This is a genomic window from Streptomyces sp. NPDC004629, from assembly GCF_042873595.1.
GTDB lineage: Bacteria > Actinomycetota > Actinomycetes > Streptomycetales > Streptomycetaceae > Streptomyces.
Genome location: NZ_JBIALO010000005.1, coordinates 345134 through 364909 on the forward strand (window position 1 = coordinate 345134; position 19776 = coordinate 364909).

15 protein-coding genes and 2 rRNA genes are annotated in these 19776 nt (G+C 73.2%); 5 read left to right on the forward strand and 12 right to left on the reverse strand.

Translation table 11 applies throughout. From position 1 onward, the window contains the following. The first annotated feature begins 477 nt into the window (after positions 1 to 477). From ACFYTE_RS10425 to ACFYTE_RS10435, 3 genes are all read left to right on the forward strand, one after another. On the forward strand, positions 478 to 2304 hold the full coding sequence (locus ACFYTE_RS10425; RefSeq protein WP_388707540.1) for a glycoside hydrolase family 15 protein: 1827 nt from the start codon (positions 478 to 480) through the stop codon (positions 2302 to 2304). Positions 2305 to 2372: 68 nt separating this feature from the next. Then, positions 2373 to 3755, forward strand: coding sequence for an FAD-binding oxidoreductase (locus ACFYTE_RS10430; protein ID WP_388707543.1), 1383 nt, complete (start codon positions 2373 to 2375; stop codon positions 3753 to 3755). Between the two features lie 49 nt (positions 3756 to 3804). Further along, positions 3805 to 5493 (forward strand): PucR family transcriptional regulator, encoded by a 1689-nt coding sequence (locus ACFYTE_RS10435; protein WP_388707545.1) that lies wholly within the window; start codon positions 3805 to 3807, stop codon positions 5491 to 5493. A 7-nt stretch (positions 5494 to 5500) separates the two neighbouring features. Here the strand turns inward: ACFYTE_RS10435 and ACFYTE_RS10440 are convergent, their stop codons facing one another. The 5 genes from ACFYTE_RS10440 to ACFYTE_RS10460 all read right to left on the reverse strand — a co-directional run bounded on the left by ACFYTE_RS10440 (position 5501) and on the right by ACFYTE_RS10460 (position 11277). Then, positions 5501 to 6637 (reverse strand): glycosyltransferase family 4 protein, encoded by a 1137-nt coding sequence (locus ACFYTE_RS10440; protein ID WP_388707547.1) that lies wholly within the window; start codon positions 6635 to 6637, stop codon positions 5501 to 5503. A 610-nt stretch (positions 6638 to 7247) separates the two neighbouring features. Next, positions 7248 to 8990 (reverse strand): DNA repair protein RecN, encoded by a 1743-nt coding sequence (gene recN, locus ACFYTE_RS10445; protein ID WP_388707550.1) that lies wholly within the window; start codon positions 8988 to 8990, stop codon positions 7248 to 7250. Positions 8991 to 9183: 193 nt separating this feature from the next. Next, entirely contained in the window at positions 9184 to 10089 is a 906-nt protein-coding gene (locus tag ACFYTE_RS10450; protein WP_388707552.1) for an NAD kinase, read from the reverse strand. Further along, positions 10086 to 10901: a TlyA family RNA methyltransferase gene (locus ACFYTE_RS10455; RefSeq protein WP_388707555.1), complete on the reverse strand. Its 816-nt coding sequence runs from the start codon at positions 10899 to 10901 to the stop codon at positions 10086 to 10088. The genes ACFYTE_RS10450 and ACFYTE_RS10455 overlap by 4 nt, the downstream gene beginning before the upstream one ends. Before the next feature lie 7 nt (positions 10902 to 10908). Continuing rightward, positions 10909 to 11277, reverse strand: a complete 369-nt coding sequence (locus ACFYTE_RS10460; RefSeq protein ID WP_388707615.1) for a hypothetical protein — start codon at positions 11275 to 11277, stop codon at positions 10909 to 10911. 162 nt (positions 11278 to 11439) lie between these two features. On the opposite strand from ACFYTE_RS10460, the gene ACFYTE_RS10465 reads away from it, so the two are divergent. After that, positions 11440 to 11787, forward strand: a complete 348-nt coding sequence (locus ACFYTE_RS10465; protein WP_388707556.1) for an SCP2 sterol-binding domain-containing protein — start codon at positions 11440 to 11442, stop codon at positions 11785 to 11787. 70 nt (positions 11788 to 11857) lie between these two features. Here the strand turns inward: ACFYTE_RS10465 and ACFYTE_RS10470 are convergent, their stop codons facing one another. The 4 genes from ACFYTE_RS10470 to ACFYTE_RS10485 all read right to left on the reverse strand — a co-directional run bounded on the left by ACFYTE_RS10470 (position 11858) and on the right by ACFYTE_RS10485 (position 15924). Then, entirely contained in the window at positions 11858 to 12730 is an 873-nt protein-coding gene (locus tag ACFYTE_RS10470; protein ID WP_388707558.1) for an ABC transporter ATP-binding protein, read from the reverse strand. Continuing rightward, complete coding sequence (locus ACFYTE_RS10475) at positions 12727 to 13791, reverse strand: FecCD family ABC transporter permease (protein ID WP_388707561.1); 1065 nt, start codon at positions 13789 to 13791, stop codon at positions 12727 to 12729. The genes ACFYTE_RS10470 and ACFYTE_RS10475 overlap by 4 nt, the downstream gene beginning before the upstream one ends. After that, positions 13788 to 14831, reverse strand: a complete 1044-nt coding sequence (locus tag ACFYTE_RS10480; RefSeq protein WP_388707563.1) for a FecCD family ABC transporter permease — start codon at positions 14829 to 14831, stop codon at positions 13788 to 13790. Before ACFYTE_RS10480 ends, ACFYTE_RS10475 begins: the two co-directional genes overlap by 4 nt. Positions 14832 to 14895: 64 nt before the next feature. Then, the gene (locus ACFYTE_RS10485; RefSeq protein ID WP_388707566.1) at positions 14896 to 15924 is read right to left on the reverse strand and encodes an HAD hydrolase-like protein; all 1029 of its coding nucleotides are present in this window, start codon (positions 15922 to 15924) and stop codon (positions 14896 to 14898) included. 72 nt (positions 15925 to 15996) lie between these two features. Here ACFYTE_RS10485 and ACFYTE_RS10490 point away from each other — a divergent pair, with 72 nt between their 5' ends. Further along, positions 15997 to 17280 (forward strand): DUF1015 family protein, encoded by a 1284-nt coding sequence (locus tag ACFYTE_RS10490; RefSeq protein ID WP_388707569.1) that lies wholly within the window; start codon positions 15997 to 15999, stop codon positions 17278 to 17280. 73 nt (positions 17281 to 17353) lie between these two features. Here the strand turns inward: ACFYTE_RS10490 and ACFYTE_RS10495 are convergent, their stop codons facing one another. From ACFYTE_RS10495 to ACFYTE_RS10505, 3 genes are all read right to left on the reverse strand, one after another. Beyond that, on the reverse strand, positions 17354 to 18133 hold the full coding sequence (locus ACFYTE_RS10495) for a tetratricopeptide repeat protein (RefSeq protein WP_388707618.1): 780 nt from the start codon (positions 18131 to 18133) through the stop codon (positions 17354 to 17356). 1312 nt (positions 18134 to 19445) lie between these two features. After that, positions 19446 to 19562: ribosomal RNA gene (gene rrf, locus ACFYTE_RS10500) — 5S ribosomal RNA — on the reverse strand. Between the two features lie 117 nt (positions 19563 to 19679). Next, positions 19680 to 19776, reverse strand: a 23S ribosomal RNA gene (locus ACFYTE_RS10505); the annotation flags it as partial.

A 19776-nucleotide genomic window follows, 5' to 3' on the forward strand; every position in this document is an offset into this window, starting at 1 on the left:
AGGTGCGGTGCGGCTCCGGTCCGGAGACTTCCGGGGTGCCGTCGCTGCGGTTCGGGGGACCCCTTGCCTTCGTAATCTTCGTATTTCCGTCGGGGGTGCCCACCGGTCCACGGGCTACCAGGGTATCAGCGCCGTGGGGACATGACTCCCGGCCACGCTCCGCGCACACGTCGACACGGGCACGCACCGCTTACCCGGTTCTCACCCATTGCTCACTCGTTCGGCTCATACAGGTTGCCCGGAGCGGCACGCAGATCATCTACGTGCGTCGTATCCTGCTCGGACACTCGCTGCCGAGCCCGGCCGGCAACACGGCACACCCCCGCCCGTATCCACCGGAACAACGAGAGCTCGTCAGTTCGTTGAGTTGTGATTGTCGTTTTGCCTCAGGGCCGGGCGGCTGATTTGCTTCAAAGCTCAACGACGCATAACAACACCCCTTGACCGCAATTAGCGACAACCCCGTTCCGGGGTGACGTGGCCGTTCGACTGGAGTTGCACGTGGCCGGGCGCATCGAAGATTACGCACTCATCGGAGACATGCAGACAGCGGCGCTGGTCTGCCGGGACGGCACGGTGGACTGGTTGTGCCTGCCCCGCTTCGACTCGCATGCCATCTTCGCCGGCCTGCTCGGCACCGAGGAGCACGGATTCTGGCGGCTCGGCCCCGCCCACGCCGCCGACGCCCAGCCGCCCACGGCCGCCCGGCGCACCTACCGCGGCGACTCGCTGATCCTGGAGTCGGAGTGGGACACCCCGCGCGGCACCGTCCGTGTGACGGATTTCATGCCCCCGCGTGACGGCGCCCCGCAGCTGATCAGGATCGTCGAGGGCGTCACCGGCCGGGTGCCCATGCGCTCCGCCCTGCGGATGCGCTTCTCCTACGGCAGGGTCGTGCCCTGGGTGCACAAGCACGAGGGGCGCACGGTCGCGGTCGCCGGACCGGACTCGGTGTGGTTCGACACCGCCGCGGAGACCTACGGCAAGTCGCTCACGACGTACGCCGACTTCACGGTCGCCCCCGGCGACCGGATCGCGTTCACCATCTCCTGGCAGCCCTCGCACCGGGAACCGCCCGGGCTGCCCGAGCCGGAGCAGTCGCTGGCGGCGACCGAGGAGTTCTGGCGCGAGTGGGTCGAGCACTGCACCTACCACGGGCCCTACCGGGAGGCGGTGATCCGCTCCCTGATCACGTTGAAGGCCCTGACGTACGCCCCGACGGGCGGCGTCGTCGCCGCGCCCACGACGTCGCTGCCCGAGGACATCGGCGGCGTGCGCAACTGGGACTACCGCTACACCTGGCTGCGGGACGCGGCGATCACCCTGTCCTCGCTGCTGCGCACCGGCTACCGCGAGGAGGCCCGCGCCTGGCGCGAGTGGCTGCTGCGGGCGGTGGCAGGCGACCCGGAGAACCTGCAGATCATGTACGGCATCGCGGGCGAGCGCGAGCTGGGCGAGGCGGAACTGGACTGGCTGCCCGGCTACGAGAAGTCCGCCCCGGTCCGGGTCGGCAACGGCGCCGCACACCAGCTCCAGCTCGACGTGTACGGCGAGGTCACCGAGGCCCTGCACCTGGCCCATATGACGGGCCTGGCCCGCAACGACTACGCCTCGCTGCTCCAGCTGAAGCTGATCCGCTACCTGGAGGACCACTGGGACGAGCCGGACGAGGGCATCTGGGAGGTGCGCGGCCCGCGCCGCCACTTCGTGCACTCCAAGGTGATGGCCTGGGTCGCGGTGGACCGCACCATCAAGCTGATCGAGTCCGGTGACGCGGACGGCCCGCTGGAGCGCTGGCGCGAACTGCGCGACGACATCCACCGGGACGTGTGCGAGCGGGGCTACGACAAGGAACGCAACACCTTCACACAGTCCTACGGCTCCAAGGAGCTGGACGCCTCCCTGCTGCTGATCCCGCAGATGGGCTTCCTGCCGCCGGACGACAAGCGGGTCATCGGCACCATCGAGGCGATCCAGCGGGAGCTGTCCACTCCGGACGGCTTCATCCTGCGCTACCCCACCGAGGGCGAGCACAAGGGCGTCGACGGCCTCCCGGGCGACGAGGGCGCCTTCCTCGCCTGCTCGTTCTGGATGGCGGACGACCTCGCGATGATCGGACGCGTGGACGAGGCACGCAAGCTGTTCGAGAAGCTGCTGTCGCTGCGCAACGACCTCGGTCTGCTCGCCGAGGAGTGGGACCCGACCCGCAAGCGCCAGGTCGGCAACTTCCCGCAGGCCTTCAGCCACGTCCCGCTGATCGACACGGCCCTGCGCCTGACGGCCTCGGGCGCCTACGGCGGCTGACCCCGACCGGACGACGCGCCCGCCCTAGGCTGGAAGCGGAGCCTGCCCTGCTCGGGAAGGGGGCGGCCATGGGTTTCCGCTCGACGGCGGGCGCCGCCCTCGCCGCACTGCGCACGGATCTCGCCGGTGACGTGTTCGCCCCGGGCGACGCCGGCTACGACGCGGCCCGTGCCGTGTTCAACGCCGCCGTCGACCGGCGGCCCGCGGTGATCGCGCGATGCGCGGACGCCGCGGACGTCGTCCGTGCCGTGCGCTTCGGCCGGGACCTGGACCTGCACATCGCGGTGCGCGGCGGCGGGCACGCGGTGGCGGGCACGGCCCTGGGCGATGGGGCGCTCGTGGTCGATCTGCGGCGCATGCGCGGGGTGACCGTGCGCCCCGCGGCGGCGACGGCGCGTGTCGAGGGCGGGGCCACCCTGCGCGATCTGGACCGGGCCGCCGGGCGGCACGGGCTGGCGAGCAGCGGCGGGTGCGCCCCCGGCATCGGCGTCGCGGGCTTCGTGCTGGGCGGCGGCACCGGCCGGCTGGACCGCGCCTTCGGGCCCGCCGTCGACGACCTGCTCGGCGTGGAGCTGGTCACGGCCGACGCCGAGCGGGTGCGGGCGAGCACCGACGAGAACCCCGAGCTGTTCTGGGCGCTGCACGGCGGCGGCGGCAACTTCGGCATCGCCACCGCGCTCACCCTGGGCCTGCACGCCCTGCCCGAGTTCTCCCTCGCCCTGGTCGTGGGCCGGCCGGAGCACGGCCGGGACCTGGTGCGCGCCTACCGCGAGGTCATCGCCGCCGGCCCCGACGAGGCGGGCGGCGCCGTCCTGTACGCCACCGGCACACCCGCGCCCTTCCTGCCGGAGCGCCTGGCCGGGCGGCCGGTGTGCGCGGCACTGCTGACGTACGCGGGCGGCCCGACGGGGCTGCGCCGGCTCGCCGCGCCGCTGCTCGCGCTTCCCCACGAGGCGGACTTCGCCGGGCCGGTGCCGTACGCCGCCGCCCCGTATCCGCCCGCCGTGCCGCCGGGGTTGCGCCACCACTGGTCGGCGGAGTGCCTTACGGATCTGCCCGACGACCTGGTGGACGTCTTCTGCGCCCGCGCACGGAGCATGCCTGCGGCGACCGGCAGCCGGTATCTGCTCGTCGCGCGGGGCGGCGCCTGCGCCGCGGGACCCGCCGACCTCCCGGTGGCCCACCGGCGCGCGCCCTGGCTGGTGCACCCCTGCGCGATGTGGGCGGACCCGGCCGGCGACGAGCGGGCCGCGGCCTGGGTCCGCGGCGCCCGCGCCGACGTCGGGCCGTGGCGGACCGGGGCCGTCTGCCTCACCCTCATCGGCGACGAGGGGCCCGAGCGGGTGCGGGCGGGGCTGGGCGCCGGGAACACCCTGCGCCTGGCCAAGGTCAAGCGCCGCTACGACCCGGACAACGTGTTCCGGTTCAACCCCAACATCCGGCCGGTGTAGCCGGGACCGAAGATGTCCAGAACGGGTTCGCGCAGGTAGCGTCCGCTGCATGGACAGCCGTACGGACAGCAGAGCGGACAGCGGATTCGACACGCAGGGCGCCGGGATCACCGTTCAGCGGGCGCTCGAACTGCCCGGGCTGCGCAGCGGGCTCCCGGAGATCCTGGCGGGCGCCGACCGGCTGGGGAGTACGGTCCGCTGGGTGCACGCGGGCGAGGTGCCCAACATCGCCTCCCTGCTCAAGGGCGGCGAGCTGCTGCTCACCACGGGCTATGGCCTGGGCACCCGCCCCGCCGAGCAGCGCGCGTTCGTACGCACCCTCGCCGAGCGTGGCATCGCCGCCCTCGTGGTGGAGCTGGGCCCGCGGTTCACCCGGCTGCCCGCCGCCCTGGTGGACAGCGCCCGCGGCGCCGGGCTGCCGCTTGTGCAGCTGCACCGCGAGGTGCCGTTCGTGGCGGTCACCGAGGAGATCCACACCGAGATCGTCAACGGCCACTACGCGCTGCTCCAGCGCGCGGAGGAGGTGCACCGGCGCTGCACCGAGGCGCTGCTGGGCGGCGGCGGGGTGCCGCAGGTGCTGGAGATCCTGGCCGGCTTCAGCGGCAACCCGGTCTTCCTGGAGACCGCGGACGGCCGGCTGCTGTACGCGGCCGGGGCCGGGCCCGAGGGCGCGGACCCGCTCCAGGTGTGGGAGGGGCTGCGCGGCCAGCACCAGGACGCCCCGCCGCCCGCCGGTGCGGTGCTGGTGGATGTGCCGGGGGGCGGCCCGGGTCCGGGGTCGGTGCGCGCCCGGCTCGTGCTGCTCCCGGTCCGCGCCCCGCTCGCGCCCGTGCACCGCATGGCCGCCGAGCAGGCCGCGGGCATCCTGGCCGTGGTGCTGATGCAGGCACGCCAGGAGGAGGAGCTGGCGGCGCGCGGCCGGGGCGACTTCCTCAGCGACCTCGCGGAGGGCCGCATCGCCGCCGAGGACGCGCCCGCGCAGGCCCGGGTGCTGGGCTTCAAGCCCGGCAGCAGCCCGCTGCTGCCGGTCGTGATGCGGCTCGGCGAGGCCCTGGCGCCGGGCGGAGGCACCGCCCGTACCGGCGGGTCCGCAGGCGGCGGCTGGGCCGTCCTGGCCCGCGCGGTCGCGGAGGAGCTGGCCGCGCTGGGCATGCCGGTGCTGCTGGGCGTGCGGCCGGTCGAGGGCCGGGTTCCGCTGCTGCTGGGGCTGCGCTCGGAGGCGGAGCGGCCGGCGGTCGCGGACCGGGTCGCCGTGGCGCTGCGGGCCGGGGTGGAGCGGGCGGGCCTGCACCGGCCCGGCGCCCGGCCGCCCGTGGTGGTGGTCGGGGTGGCCGGCGGCTGGGCGTCCGCGTCGGCCGGGCTGCGGCACGCGGCGGAGACGGCGACGGCGGCGCAGGGCCTCGCGGACCGCCCCTGGTACGACGCGCGCCGGCTGGACATCGACCTCCTGCTGTGGCGGCTGCGCGGCCACCCGGACCTGGCGGCCTTCGTGGACCGGGCGATCGGCCCGCTGCGCGACCACGACCGCCGGTCCAAGCCGCCGTTGCTGCCCACGCTGGAGACCTATCTGGCGCATGCGGGCCGCAAGGCCGAGACCGCCCGCGAGCTGCATCTGAACCGGCAGACCCTGTACAACCGGCTCGCCCGCATCGGGGAGTTGCTGGGCACCGACCTGGACGACCCGCAGACCGTACTGGCCCTGAGCCTGGCCCTGCGGGCACGCCGGCACGTGTCCTGACGGCTGCTCAGGCCATCGGCTGGGGCTGGGTCAACTCGTCGTAGACGCTGAGGACCTGAGCGACCGTCTCGTCCTCGGTGGGCCAGCAGGCGGCCTGTCGTACGCCCTTGTCCTTGAGCCGCTCGCGGCGTTCGGGGTCGCCGAGCAGCCGGACGACGGCGTCGGCGAGCGCCTCGGGGTCGCCGTACGGGACGAGTTCGGCCGCCTCGCCGACCAGGTCGGGGATGCCGCCGACGGCGGTCGCGACGAGCGGCACCCGCGCGTGCAGTGCCTCCTGGGCGAGCACCGGGCGGGACTCCCACCTGCTGCACAGCAGCGCGATGTCGGCGGCGGCGAGCAGTCCGTCGGCGTCCTCGCTGCGGCCGATGAGCCGGACCGGCAGTTCCTCGTCCTCGATGCGGCGCGTCAACTCGCCGCGCAGCGGGCCCTCGCCCGCGATGACGAGCAGCGGCACCGGGTCGAGGCCGCGCCAGGCGCGCGCCGCGTCCAGCAGCACGTCGTATCCGCGGTACCGGTCGAGGGAGCCGACGGCGACCAGCAACGGGCGGCCGGTGGCGCCGAGTTCGGCCCGCACCTTGGGGGACGGCGGGTCCGGTTCTGCGGGCTCGGCGGGCCGGCTCGGCCGGGCCAGGGATACCCCGGCGAGCCGGGCGTCCCGGGCGCCGGTCCTGCGGGCCACGTCCACCAGGTCCGAGGAGGTGCCGAGCACCACGGTGGCGGCCCGTGCCACCCGGCGCTCCAGCAGCCGCAGCAGATGCGCGCGGGCGCCCTCGGCCCGCACCCGGTCGTGCCAGGTGACCACGAACGGGGTGCGGCGTCCGCTGAGCGCCAGCACGGCGCGGAAGGAGGCGTGCAGCCCGTGGGCGTGCACCAGGTCGGCGCCGGTGCAGGCGGCGCGCAGCGCGGCCACGGACGCCGGGTCGCTGCTGCGCGGGACGTGGACGTGGTCGGCGCCGACACCGCTGAAGTCGTAGGCGCGATCGGCCTCGACGGGGGCGCACACCGTGACCCGCACGCCCCGCGCGACCAGCCCCGCGGCCAGCGAACGCACATGCGCGCTGCTGCCGGCGTTGCCCCCGCCCAGCACTTGGACGGTGCGCAGCGGCGACTGTCCGTGCGGTGCGGTACTGCTCACGGGGGTCACGTGGCCGGGGCTCCTGATTCGGCGTGGGGCGAGTACGAAGAAACGTACAGAAGGTATCGGGTGGCGGGGGTGTTCCGCGCGCGCCTCCCGCGCGCACCGCGTTCCCTGCCAAGGATGCCAGCTCAGACGGGTGTTGGGGGAATTCGGGGCAGGCGTAGGGCGCGAACCACCGGAGCAGTGCGCCGGAGCGCATCACCCACACGAGCGACCCTCCGAAGACCCGACCGAACCCCCACCCGCCCACCTCGCACCGCCCAGCAGGACGGACCGCCCGGCCGGCTCGGAGCGCCCAGCGGGCCCGGCCCGAGCGAACCGGCCAGTTCTGAACCGGCCAGTGCTGACCGGCCTGCCGGCTCGGGCCATCCTGCCGACTCGGACCGCCCCGTCGCTCGGAGCGTCCCGTCAGCTGCCGTCACCCGGCCGGCTCCGGCCGGGGCCGGTGGCGTGGGCCCAGGTGGTGATGCCGGCCTCGTGCACGGCCGCTGCCAGGACGGCGACGGCGTGCGCCGTCGGTCCCGCACGGCCGCGTCCGCGACGACCGCGGCGGCAGGGACGAGGGATCCGCCGACCGGCCACGTGTGATCACCGGTGTGCCCCCGGCGCCCCGCCGCTATCCGTCGGCCCGGGCCGCGGCCAGCAGTTCCTCCGCGTGCGCCCGCGCCGTCTCGGAGTCCTCCTGACCGGCCAGCATCCGGGACAGCTCGCGAATGCGGTCCTCGCCCTCCAGCACCTTCACACCGGACCGGGTCACCGAGCCGTCGTTGGTCTTCTCGACGAGCAACTGCCGGTCGGCAAAGGCGGCCACCTGCGGCAGGTGGGTGACGACCACGACCTGCGCCGTCTTGGCGAGCCGGGCCAGCCGGCGCCCGATCTCCACCGCCGCCTTGCCGCCGACACCGGCGTCGACCTCGTCGAACAGATACGTCGGCACCGGGTCCGTGCCCGCGAAGACGACCTCCACCGCGAGCATCACCCGCGACAGCTCACCGCCGGACGCCCCCTTGGCGATGGGCCGGGGCGGCGCGCCCGGGTGCGGGGCGAGCAGCAGCTCCACCTCGTCCACGCCCGACGGTCCGTAGGCGACCGCGCGCCCGCCTACCTCGACGCCTTCCGGGTCCTCGGTCTGCCGGATGGCGAAGGAGACGCGCGCGTGCGGCATGGCGAGCGAGGCCAGCTCGGCGGTCACTGCGGCCGCGAACCGTTCGGCGGCCTCCGTGCGCGCGTCCGTCAACGCCTGGGCGAGACCGCCCAGTTCGCTGCGCAGCGCGTCCCGCTCCGCGGTCAGCTCGTCGATCCGCTCGTCGTCGCCGTCGAGTTCGGTCAGCCGCGCGGCACCCTGCTCGGCCCAGCCGAGCACGGAGGTGATGTCGTCGCCGTACTTGCGCGTCAGGGCGCCCAGCGCGGCCCTGCGCTCCTCCACGGCCGCGAGCCGCAGCGGATCGGCGTCCAGGTCGTCGGCGTACCCGGCCAGCTCACCCGCCACGTCACCCAGCAGGATCCCGATCTCGCCGATCCGATCGGCGAGCGCGGCCAGCGCCGGGTCGTGGGAGCGTACCGCCTCCAGGGCGCGGTGCGCGCCCGCGACCAGGGTGGACGCGTCGATGCCCTCGGGGTCCTCGGGGTTGCCCGCGAGAGCGGCGTGCGCGGCGGTCGCGGCCGAGGACAGCGCCTCGGCGTGCCCGAGCCGTTCCGCCTCCTCCGCGAGTTCCACGTCCTCGCCGGGCCGGGGCTCGACGCCGGCGATCTCGTCGAGCCCGTAGCGCAGCATGTCGGCTTCCTGGGCGCGCTCACGCGCGCGTGTGACGATCTCCTCCAGTTCGGTCGCGACCGCCCGCAGCCTCCGGTACGCCTCCGTGTACTTGGCGAGCGGCCCGGCGACCGCGCCGCCCGCGTACCGGTCCAGGGCCTGCCGCTGCCGGGACAGCTTCAGCAGCCCCTGCTGGTCGGTCTGCCCGTGCACGGCGACCAGTTCGTCGGCCAGCTCGGCCAGCACCCCGACGGGTACGCTGCGCCCGCCGAGGTGGGCCCGCGAGCGTCCCTCGGCGGAGACGGTACGGCTGATGAGCAGCGCCCCGTCGTCCAGCTCGGCCCCGGCCTCCTCCGCGCGCACGGCGGCGGACGCGTCCGCGGGGACGGTCACCCGCCCCTCGACCACGGCCTTCTCGGCCCCGATCCGCACGAGCGCCGGATCGGCGCGCCCGCCCAGCAGCAATCCCAGGCTGGTGACCACCATGGTCTTGCCGGCACCCGTCTCACCGGTGACAGCGGTGAACCCGGGCGACAGCTCGACCACGGCGTCGTCGATGACTCCGAGCGACCGTATCCGCATCTCCTCCAACACGGACACGACCATACGAGGTCCAAGCGAAGAAGTGCGACGGCCCCCGCCCCTATCGTGTGAAGGCGCAGATGACGATTACGCATCGCCACCACCCACACACCCCGGGCCCGATAAGCGCCCCGAAGGGGCGCGGGGAACTGCGCGACCAGCCACAACGCCGCCGCAGACAAACAACAACGCGACACCGCCCCACCCAGTGGAGCGCCTAGTGCGGGGCCCCCCGCCATCCGGAGACCGGCAGCGCGAACTTCGCCACCAGCCGGTCGGTGAACGACGCGTGGTGCAACCGCGCCAGCCGCACCGGCACCGCACCCCGGCGCACCTCGACCCGCGCCCCGGGCGGCAGTTCGATGGTGCGCCGCCCGTCGCACCACAGCACCCCCGGCTGGATGTGCGGCAGCACCTCCACCGCGAGCACCGAATCCGGCGAGGTCACCAGCGGCTTCGCGAACAGTGCGTGCGCGGAGATCGGCACCATGAGCAGCGCCTCCACCTCGGGCCACACCACGGGCCCGCCGGCCGAGAAGGCGTACGCGGTCGACCCGGTCGGCGTCGACAGCACGATCCCGTCGCAGCCGAAGCCGGTCACGGGCCGCCCGTCGATCTCCAGCACGACCTCCAGCAGCTTCTCGGCCGACATCTTCTGCACGGCGGCCTCGTTCAGCGCCCAGTCCGTGTGCACGATGTCACCGTTGCGCAGCACCACGACGTCGACGGTCATCCGCTCCTCGACCTCGTACGCCCTGCTCACCACCCGGTCGACGACCTTGTCGAGGTCGTCCCGCTCGGCCTCCGCGAGGAAGCCGACCCGCCCGAGGTTGACGCCGAGCATCGGCACTCCGGAGGCCCGCGCGAACTCGGCCCCGCGCAGCAGCGTCCCGTCCCCGCCGAGGACGATCAGCAGCTCGCAGCCGTCGAGGCACTGCGGTGTGGCCTCCTTGACCAGCCCCACCTCCTCCGGCAGCGGCAGATCGACCGCCTCGTGCTCCAGCACGCGTACCCCGATGCCGGACCGCAGCAGCCCCTTGACCACCAGTTCGGCGCTGCGGATCGCCGCGGGGCGCCCGGTGTGGGCGAGCAGGAAAACAGTACGAGCGTGGTTGTGTGTCAACGCGGCCCCTCCGCCACTGCACGGTCAACATCGGCCGGGTCCAGTTCCGGTGCCCCGGCCCGCAGCCAGAGAAAGTACTCGACATTGCCGGACGGCCCGGGCAGCGGACTTGCGGTGACCCCGTGGGCCCCGAGTCCCAGCTCCCACGCCTTGGCGGCCACTGCGCGCACGGTCTCGGCCCGCAGCTGCGGGCTGCGCACGACTCCCCCGCTGCCCAGCCGCTCCTTGCCCACCTCGAACTGCGGCTTGACCATCATCACCAGGTCGGCGTCCGGCGTCGCACACCGCTTCAGGGCGGGCAGCACCAGCCCGAGCGGAATGAAGGACAGATCCCCCACGACAAGATCCACAGGCTCCCCATCGATCGCTTCAAGCGTCAACTCGCGTACGTTCGTACGGTCCTTGACGGTGACGCGTTCATCGTTGCGGAGGGACCAGGCGAGTTGTCCGTATCCGACGTCGACGGCGACGACGTGCGCGGCACCCGCGCGCAGCAGGACATCGGTGAAGCCGCCGGTGGACGCGCCGGCGTCCAGCGCCCGCCGGCCCTTGACGACGAGCCCTCGCGGCACAAAGGCCGCAAGTGCCCCGGCGAGCTTGTGGCCGCCCCGGGAGACATATTCCGGGTCGCCGTCGTCGGCGGCGACGACGATCGCCGCGGCGGTCTCGACCTGGGTGGCGGGCTTGGTCGCGACGGTCTTGCCGACCGACACGCGGCCGGCGGCGATCAGCTGGCTCGCGTGCTCGCGCGAGCGCGCGAGCCTGCGGCGGACCAGTTCCGCATCGAGACGGCGGCGTGCGACTCCTGCCACGTTCGGTTCAGCTCCTGACTTCGTACGGCCTCGGGGGCGCCGGCGGACCCGGGCGGGCGTCGAGCGCGGTGAGCGCGTCGCGCAGCCCCCTGTGTACATCCTCGTACACCTCGATGTGTCCGTCCGTGGCGAGGTGGTCGGCGTCCGCCAGCCGCTCCAGCCCGGCGTCGACGTCGGCGGTGCCGGTCGGGGTGCGCGGGACGTTCAGCGGTGCCGGGGCGGCCGGATCGGGCTCCGGGCCGTCGTCGGTGCCGGACCCGGGCCTGTACCCGTCTGCTGGCTCGTACCCGGGCCCGGACCCGTCCTCGGGCCGGTACTCGTCCTCTGGCCCGTACGGGGTCTCGTACGAGGTCTTGTGCGGGGTCTCGTACGGGATCTTGTGCGGGGTCTCGTACGGGATCTTGTGCGGGGTCTCGTTCCCGGTCCGGACCGGGGGCCGCGGATCCGGAACCGTCGCGTCCGCCCGGGGCCCGGTCTCGGGCGCAGTGTCGCTCATGCCCAGACGCTACCCCGAAGCGCTGGGGTACCGTCGGTCGCGATGGCCACGATCGAGGAGTGCCGCGCCGCACTCGAAAAACTTTCGGACACCATGCAGTCGGCCGAGGGCGATGTCCGTGACGCCGCGTCCCTGGACCGTTCGGTGAGCTGTCACATCACCGACCTGGACGTCACCTTCACCGGCCGGATGACCGGCGGCCGGATCAAGATCGACGAGACCCGCCAGGGGCCACCGGTCTCGAAGGCGCAGATCAGACTCGCCATGGCCGGCGAGGACCTGGTGGCCCTGGTCGACGGCGAGCTGCACTTCGCCAAGGCCTGGGGCTCGGGCCGGGTGAAGCTGGAGGCGAACCTGCTCGACCTGTTCCGGCTGCGCAAGCTCCTCTAGACCCGGCCCGCGGAACCCCGCCGGAACCCCCGTTCCAGACCCCGCTCGGCGACCGGCCCCCGGCGGGGGCTCAGAGGGCGTCGCCGGCCGTCACGCGTGCGCGTGCCTTGCGGGCCGCCGGAACCACCAGCGGGGTGCCCGTCTCCGGGTCGTCGATGACCTGGCAGCGCAGTCCGAAGACCTCCTCCACCAGTTCGGCGGTGACCACGTCGTCCGGCGCGCCCTCGGCGATGACCCGGCCGGCCCGCAGGGCGATGAGATGGGTGGCGTACCGGGCCGCGTGGTTGAGGTCGTGCAGCACCGCGACCAGGGTGCGGCCCTGCTGCTCGTGGAGTTCGGCGCACAGGTCGAGGACGTCGATCTGGTGCTGGATGTCCAGATAGGTGGTCGGCTCGTCGAGCAGCAGCAGCGGGGTCTGCTGGGCGAGCGCCATGGCAATCCACACCCGCTGCCGCTGACCGCCGGACAGCTCGTCGACATAGCGGTCGGCCAGTTCGGCGACGCCGGTCTGGGTCATGGACTCCCGCACCACCCGCTCGTCCTCGGCCGACCACTGGCGCAGGATCCCCTGGTGCGGATACCGGCCGCGGCCCACCAGGTCGCCCACGGTGATCCCGTCGGGGGCGATGGACGACTGGGGCAGCAGGCCCAGGGTGCGTGCGACCTGCTTCGCGGGCATCGACTGGATGACCTGCCCGTCCAGGAGCACCCGGCCCGTGGCCGGCTTCAGCATCCGTGACAGCGCCCGCAGCAGGGTCGACTTGCCGCACGCGTTCGGGCCGACGATCACCGTGAAGGAGTTGTCGGGGATCTCCACCGACAACTGCTCGGCGATGACGCGCTGGTCGTAGGCGAGGGTGACATTCTCGGCGGACAGGCGGTTCACGGTGCTCCTTCGGGTGTTCTCGTGCGGTGCGCCGCCGGGTTCGTGGACGCCGCTCATATCCGGCCCGCCCTGCGCTCGGTGACCAGCAGCCACAGCAGATAGCCGCCGCCGAGGACGCCGGTGACCACGCCGACGGGCAACTGGTCGGCGCCGAACACGCGCTGCGCGGCCCAGTCGGCGGTGACCAGCAGGGTGGCGCCCATGCACAGGGCGGGCACCAGGTTGGGGCCCGGCGAGCGGGTCAGGCGCCGGGCGAGTTGTGGCGCGGTGAGCGCCACAAAACTGACGGGCCCCGCGGCGGCGGTCGCGCCCGCGGTGAGCAGCACGGCCGCCACCAGCATCAGCATCCGTACCCGCTCGACACGGACTCCGAGGGCGTACGAGACGTCGTCGCCCATCTCCGTCATCCGCAGCCCCCGCGCGTTGACGAGGACGACCGGTACGAGGACGGCGCACAGTCCGAGCAGCGGCCAGACCTGGCTCCAGTCACGGCCGTTGAGGGACCCCGTCATCCACACGACGGCGCGGGCGGCGTCGACCAGGTCGGCCTTGGTGAGCAGATAGCCGTTGACGGCGGTGACGACCGCGTTGACGCCGATGCCGACCAGGACCAGCCGGTATCCGTGCACGCCCCGCTTCCAGGCGAGCAGATAGATGGCGAGCCCGGTGAGCAGACCGCCGGCCAGCGCGCCGACGGTGACCGAGGCGGCTGACCCGGACATCAGCACGATCACGACGAGCGCGCCCGCCGTGGAGCCCTGCGAGAGGCCCAGCACGTCCGGGCTGCCCAGCGGGTTGCGCGACACGGACTGGAACAGGGCGCCGCCGAGGCCGAGCGAGGCGCCGACCAGCAGGCCGACCAGGACGCGCGGCAACCGCAGTTCGTTGACGATGAACTCCTGGAACGGGGTGCCGTCCCCGGCCAGCGTGCGCAGGACGTCGCCGGCCGGGATCGCGGCGTCGCCGGTGCCGATCAGCATCACGCTCGCGGCGCCGGCGGCGACGAGCAGCAGGACGACGACGATCAGGGCGCGCGGATCCAGCCGCAGGGACAGCCCTCCCGGGGTGCGCACGGCGCGGCCCGCGCGGCTCACGCGGCTCGTCTGATGGGTCTTCACAGCTGCGCCGTCCTCCGCCGTCGTACGAGAAAGATGAAGACCGGGCCGCCGATGATCGCGGTGACGATGCCCACCTGGAGTTCCGAGGGGCGCGCGACGACCCGTCCGAGGACATCCGCGCCGAGCAGCAGCACGGGCGACAGGACGGTCGCGTACGGCAGGATCCAGCGCAGGTCGGGGCCGGTGAAGGAGCGCACGGCATGCGGCACCATCAGGCCGACGAACACGATGGGCCCGCAGGCCGCGGTCGCGGCGCCGCACAGCACGGTCGCGGCGAGCATGGCCAGCGCGCGGGTGCGGTTGAGGTTGGCGCCGAGGGCGCGGGCGGTGTCGTCGCCCATCGCGACGGCGTTCAGCGGCCGGGCGAGCAGCAGCGCGAGGATGGTGCCGGAGGCGAGGAACGGCAGGACCTGCACGATGGTCGAGTCGGTGGCCGAGGCCAGCGAACCCACCGTCCAGAAGCGCATCTTGCCCAGCGCCGCGTCGTCCGTGATCATCACGGCCTGGAGATAGCCGTAGAGGGCGGCGCTGATCGCCGTACCGGCGAGCGCGAGCCGCACGGGGGTGGCGCCCCGGCTGCCGCCGAGGAACCACACGAGCGCACCGACGGCGGCGGCACCCGCGAACGCGAACCACACGTAGCCGTTCAGGCTGGTGACGCCGAAGAAGGTCATGGCCGTGACGACCGCGGCGGACGCGCCCGCGTTGATGCCGAGCAGTCCGGGGTCCGCCAGCGGGTTGCGGGTGAGCGCCTGCAGCACCGCCCCGGACAGGCCGAGCGCGGCGCCGACGAGCAGTCCGAGGACGGTGCGGGACAGCCGCTGGTCCACGACCACGTCGCCGTACGTGCCCGCATCGTGGAACAACCCGTGCCAGACCTGCTCCAGCGACAGCTCTTTCGCCCCGATCGCGATGCTCGCCAAAGCGACGAGCAGCAGGATCGCGACGGCGACCAGGAGCCCAAGGGCCCGCGCCGTACGGCGGGTTGGGGGCGCGGAGGCATGCTCCGAGCGCTCTTCGGGAGGACTGTCGACCAACACGTGGTTAGGTTAGCCTACCCTCGCATCACTTCTCGATGCCGAGTCCCCGCCCCGGCCGCCCGCCTCAGAGCGCGAGCCGCGCCAGCGCCTTACCCCCGTCCAGCTCGCAGGAACCCCCGCCGGCCGCCGTCCAGGCCGCCGCGCACAGGGCGCGCAGCCCGTCCACCGCCGCGCCGTCGCCCGTCAGCTCCAGCCGGCCGTCGGTGGCCGTCGCCGTCCAGCCCGCGCAGCAAAAGCCCGCACCGTCCTCGGCGACCTCGGGCTGTTCCGTGAGCAGACCGCGCAGGTCGGCGTCCACATAGGTGGGCCGGTGCCGCGGCGGCGCGGCGAGCAGCTGCGCCGCGTCGGTGACGCCCGTCAGCACGAGCAGCGAGTCGACAACGCCGTTGAACGCACCCTCGATGTCCGTGTCCAGCCGGTCCCCGACGACCAGCGGCCGCACCGCTCCGGTCCGCAGGATCGTCTCCCGGTGCATGGGCGGCAGCGGCTTGCCGGCCACCTGCGGCTCGGCGCCCGTCGCGATCCGTACCACCTCCACCGCCGCACCGTTGCCCGGAGCGATCCCGCGTCCGCTCGGAATCGTCAGATCCGTGTTGGAGGCGAACCACGGCACGCCGCGCGCGACGGCGTAGCACGCCTCCGCGAAACGGCCCCAGGGCAGGTCAGGACCGCCGTACCCCTGCGCGACCGCCGCCGGGTCGTCGTCCGCGGACTCCACCGGTCGCAGTCCGCGCTCGCGCAGCGCCGACCGCAGCCCCTCACCGCCGATCACCAGCACCCGCGCGCCCGGCGGCACCTGCTCGCCGATCAGCCGCGCCACCGCCTGCGCCGAGGTGATGACGTCCCCGGCCCCCGTCGGGATGCCCAGCTCGGTCAGGTGCACGGCCACGGTGTCCGGCGTGCGCAGCGCGTTGTTCGTGACGTACGCCAGATGCATTCCGCCCGTGCGGGCCGCCGCCAGTGACTCGACCGCGTGCACGATGGCGTTCCCACCCGCGTACACCACCCCGTCCAGATCGAGCAGCGCCGTGTCGTACGCCTCGTTCAGGGGCCGCCCACTGCCCTCGGGCCTCGTCCTGACGCCCTGGCTCATTCCGCATCGCTCCTCGCTGCGCCGTTTTCCTCCGATCATCCCGCATGGCACCGACGCACGTACGATGCCGGGATGAAGACAGCAGGTCACCCGGAAGCAAAGACGCGCCGCGGCCTGGAACTCACCCCGTTCCGCGGCCTGCGCTACGACCCCGAACGGGTCGGAAGTCTGGCCGCCGTGACGTCCCCTCCGTACGACGTCGTGGTCCGCCCGGACGGCGTGCGACACCTCCAGTCGGCCGATCCCCACAACATCGTCCGGCTGATTCTTCCGCAGGCGGACACGCCCACCGAAAGCAACAAACAGGCGGCCGAAACCCTGCACCACTGGCTGGCCGAGGGCGTGCTGACCCCCGACCCCGCACCGGGGCTGTACATCTACGAGCAGCGCGACGGCGACGGCATGCTCCAGCGCGGCATCATCGGCGCCCTGCGCCTGTCGGAACCGGCCGAGGGCGTCGTCCTGCCGCACGAGGAGGTCATGCCGCCCGTCGTCGCGGACCGCGCCGCCCTGATGCGCGCCACCTGCGCCAACCTCGAACCGCTGCTGCTGACCTACCACGGCAACGGCTCCGCGGCCGATGTCGTGGAACGCACCGCCCTGCGCGCCCCGCTGCTCGCCACCACCACCGAGGACGGCTTCCGCCACCTCCTCTGGTCGGTCACCGACCCCGACGACATGGCCCGCGTGCAGACGGACCTCGCCCACCACCAGGCCCTGATCGCCGACGGCCACCACCGCTGGGCCACCTGTCTGCGGCTCCGCGCGGAGCATCCGTCGCCCAGCCCCTGGGACTACGGACTGGTCCTCCTGGTCGACACGGCCCGCTATCCGCTGCGCGTCCGCGCCATCCACCGACTGCTGCACGGGCTGCCGGTGGCGAACGCGCTGTCCGCCCTGGACGGACTCTTCCGGGTACGCCACCTGACGACGCCGCTGCCGGACGCGCTGGCGGCCCTGGCCGAGGCGGCGGGCGCCGGCAACGCCTTCCTGCTCGCGGGCGACGGCGCCTTCCACCTCGTCGACCGCCCGGACCCCGGCCTGCTGGCCCGTACGGTGCCCGCCGACCGCCCCGCCGCCTGGCGCGGCCTCGACGCCACGGTCCTGCACGCCACGCTCCTCGCCCACGTCTGGCGCATCCCCGAGGACTCACCGGCGCACATCGCCTACATCCATGACACGGCCGCCACCGTCGCGAAGGCGGAGCGCGACGGCGGTACGGCGGTCCTGATGCACCCGGTCCACGAGGACGTCGTACGCGACCTGGCCCGACAGGGCGTGACGATGCCCCACAAATCGACATCGTTCGGCCCGAAGCCGGCATCGGGCCTGGTCCTACGGGTGCTGGACCTCTGAGCCACCGAGGCCCACGGGCGAAAGGGGCCGGTGCGGCCCCCTTTCGGCCGTGGGCCTGTGTCGACGGCGTACGTCAGTCCTTGTCGCCGTCGCCTTCCGGCGCGTCCTTCGCCGCGGCACCGCGCGGTCCCTCGGCACCGGCGGCGTCCTCGACGCCCTCGGCGCCCACCTGGTCGTCCAGCGCGTCGACGAACTCCACGCCGTCCAGCTCAGCCAGCCGGTCGGAGGCGTCCGTGCTGCCGTCCCGGTCGGCCTCGACGGCCTTGCCGAACCACTCGCGGGCCTGGTCCTCCCGCCCGGCGGCGAGCAGCGCGTCCGCGTAGGCATACCGCAGGCGCGCGGTCCACGGCTGTACCGAATGGGAGGCCAGCTCGGGGCTCTGCAGCGTCACGATGGCCGCCTCCAACTGGCCCATATCGCGCCGGGCACCGGCCGCGACGAGCCGCATCTCGACCTGCCCCGCCTTGTCCAGCTTGTGCACCTCGGGGGCACCGGCCATGTCGAGCGTCTTCTCCGGCCGCCCCAGCCCGCGCTCGCAGTCGGCCATCACGGGCCACAGATCCACGTTCCCCGTCATCCGCCGCGCGGCCCGGAACTCGGCGAGCGCCTCCGCGTACTTCTGGTTGGCGTACGCCGCGAACCCGGCCGCCTCCCGTACGGCGGCGACGCGCGACGCCAGGCGCAGGGCCACCTTGGAGTAGCCGTACGCGCCCTCGGGGTCCTCGTCGATCAGCCGGGCCACCATCACCAGGTTCCTGGCGACGTCATCGGCGAGCGTCTTGGGCAGGCTCTGCAGTTCCTGCCGTACGTCCTTGTCGATCTCGTCGCCCGTGACGTCCTCGGGGATCGGCAGCCGCTTGATCGGCTCACGGTCCCGGTCACGTTCACGGTCCTCACGGAAGCGGCTCCCGCCACCGCGCCGGTCGTCCCGACCACGGAACCCACCACCGGGACGGCCACCACGATCATCCCGACGGAAACCACGCCCCCGGTCGTCACGCCGGTCATCCCGCCGGTCGTCACGGCGGTCGTCCCGCCGGTCGTCACGTCGGTCGTCCCGAGCACGGAACCCACCGCGCTCACCACGGTCACCCCGGTCGTCACGCCGATCATCCCGCCGGTCGTCCCGAGCACGGAACCCACCGCGCTCACCACGGTCACCGCGGTCGTCACGCCGGAACTCACGCCGATCGTCGCGACGGTCGTCACGCCCGCGGAATCCGCCACGGTCACCACGCTCACCGCGGTCATCACGCCGGAAGCCACGGTCACGGTCGTCACGGCGGTCATCCCGACGGTCATCGCGGCGGAAGTCGGGGCGTTCTCCACCGCGCCGGTCGTCGCGACGATCGTCCCGCCGGAAGCCACGGTCACGGTCGTCACGGCGATCGTCACGGCGGTCATCCCGCCGGAAGCCACGGTCACGGTCGTCACGGCGATCGTCACGGCGGTCATCGCGGCGGAAGTCGGGGCGTTCTCCACCGCGCCGGTCGTCGCGACGATCGTCCCGCCGGAAGCCTCGGTCGCGGTCGTCCCGGCCACGGAAACCTCCGCGGTCACCCCGGTCGCCCCGGTAGTCGCCCCGCTGCTCACCGCGGCTGTCATCACGCCGGAAACCACCACGGTCGCCGCGGTCGTCCCGCCGGAAACCACGGTCGCGGTCATCACGGCCATGCTGACCACCACGGTCGTCGCGGCGGCCGTACCCGCCGTATCCGCCACGCTGGCCACGATCGTCGTCGCGGCGGTAGCGACGGTCGTCGTCGCGCCGCTCGCCCCGGTCACCTCGGTCGGCGCGCTCGCCTCGGTCGGCGCGCTCGCCTCGGTCGGCGCGCTCGCCTCGGTCGGCACGGTGGTCGCGGTCGTCACGGCGATACGACGGCCGATCCCCGTCGCGCCGGAAACCACGGCCGCGGTCGCCGCCGCGATCGTCTCGGCGGCCGTAACCGCCCCGCTCACCACGGTCGTTGCCACGCTGCGGGCCACCTCGGTAGCCGCCACGGTCACCGCGGTCACCACTGTCCCGTCGCCGCGGGTCGCGCTCCGGTCGCTCGTCGGGAGAGTTGGTGGACATGGTGACTCCTGTCTTCGGTACGCAAGCATTGTAAAAACAAAAGGACCCCTGGTCCCAGCTGAACGCTGGTGACCAGGGGTCCTCAAAGATTGTTCGGCGGTGTCCTACTCTCCCACAGGGTCCCCCCTGCAGTACCATCGGCGCTGTAAGGCTTAGCTTCCGGGTTCGAAATGTAACCGGGCGTTTCCCTCACGCTATGACCACCGAAACCCTAATGGTTTCGAGCGAACAAGCACACTCTTCAATTGTCTGTTCTACGGCTGTTCTACTCGAAGCCGGCAAACCGTTCGTTGCCTCAGAACTGACACAGTGGACGCGAGCCTCTATGGACAAGCCCTCGGCCTATTAGTACCGGTCACCTCCACCAGTTACCTGGCTTCCAGATCCGGCCTATCAACCCAGTCGTCTACTGGGAGCCTTAC

Coding starts and splice junctions, on each gene's coding strand:
- ACFYTE_RS10435 (WP_388707545.1), top strand. CDS start 3,805: ATGGACAGCCGTACGGACAGCAGAGCGGACAGCGGATTCGACACGCAG.
- recN (WP_388707550.1), bottom strand. CDS start 8,990: ATGGTCGTGTCCGTGTTGGAGGAGATGCGGATACGGTCGCTCGGAGTC.
- ACFYTE_RS10485 (WP_388707566.1), bottom strand. CDS start 15,924: ATGAGCCAGGGCGTCAGGACGAGGCCCGAGGGCAGTGGGCGGCCCCTG.
- ACFYTE_RS10430 (WP_388707543.1), top strand. CDS start 2,373: ATGGGTTTCCGCTCGACGGCGGGCGCCGCCCTCGCCGCACTGCGCACG.
- ACFYTE_RS10465 (WP_388707556.1), top strand. CDS start 11,440: ATGGCCACGATCGAGGAGTGCCGCGCCGCACTCGAAAAACTTTCGGAC.
- ACFYTE_RS10490 (WP_388707569.1), top strand. CDS start 15,997: ATGAAGACAGCAGGTCACCCGGAAGCAAAGACGCGCCGCGGCCTGGAA.
- ACFYTE_RS10470 (WP_388707558.1), bottom strand. CDS start 12,730: ATGAGCGGCGTCCACGAACCCGGCGGCGCACCGCACGAGAACACCCGA.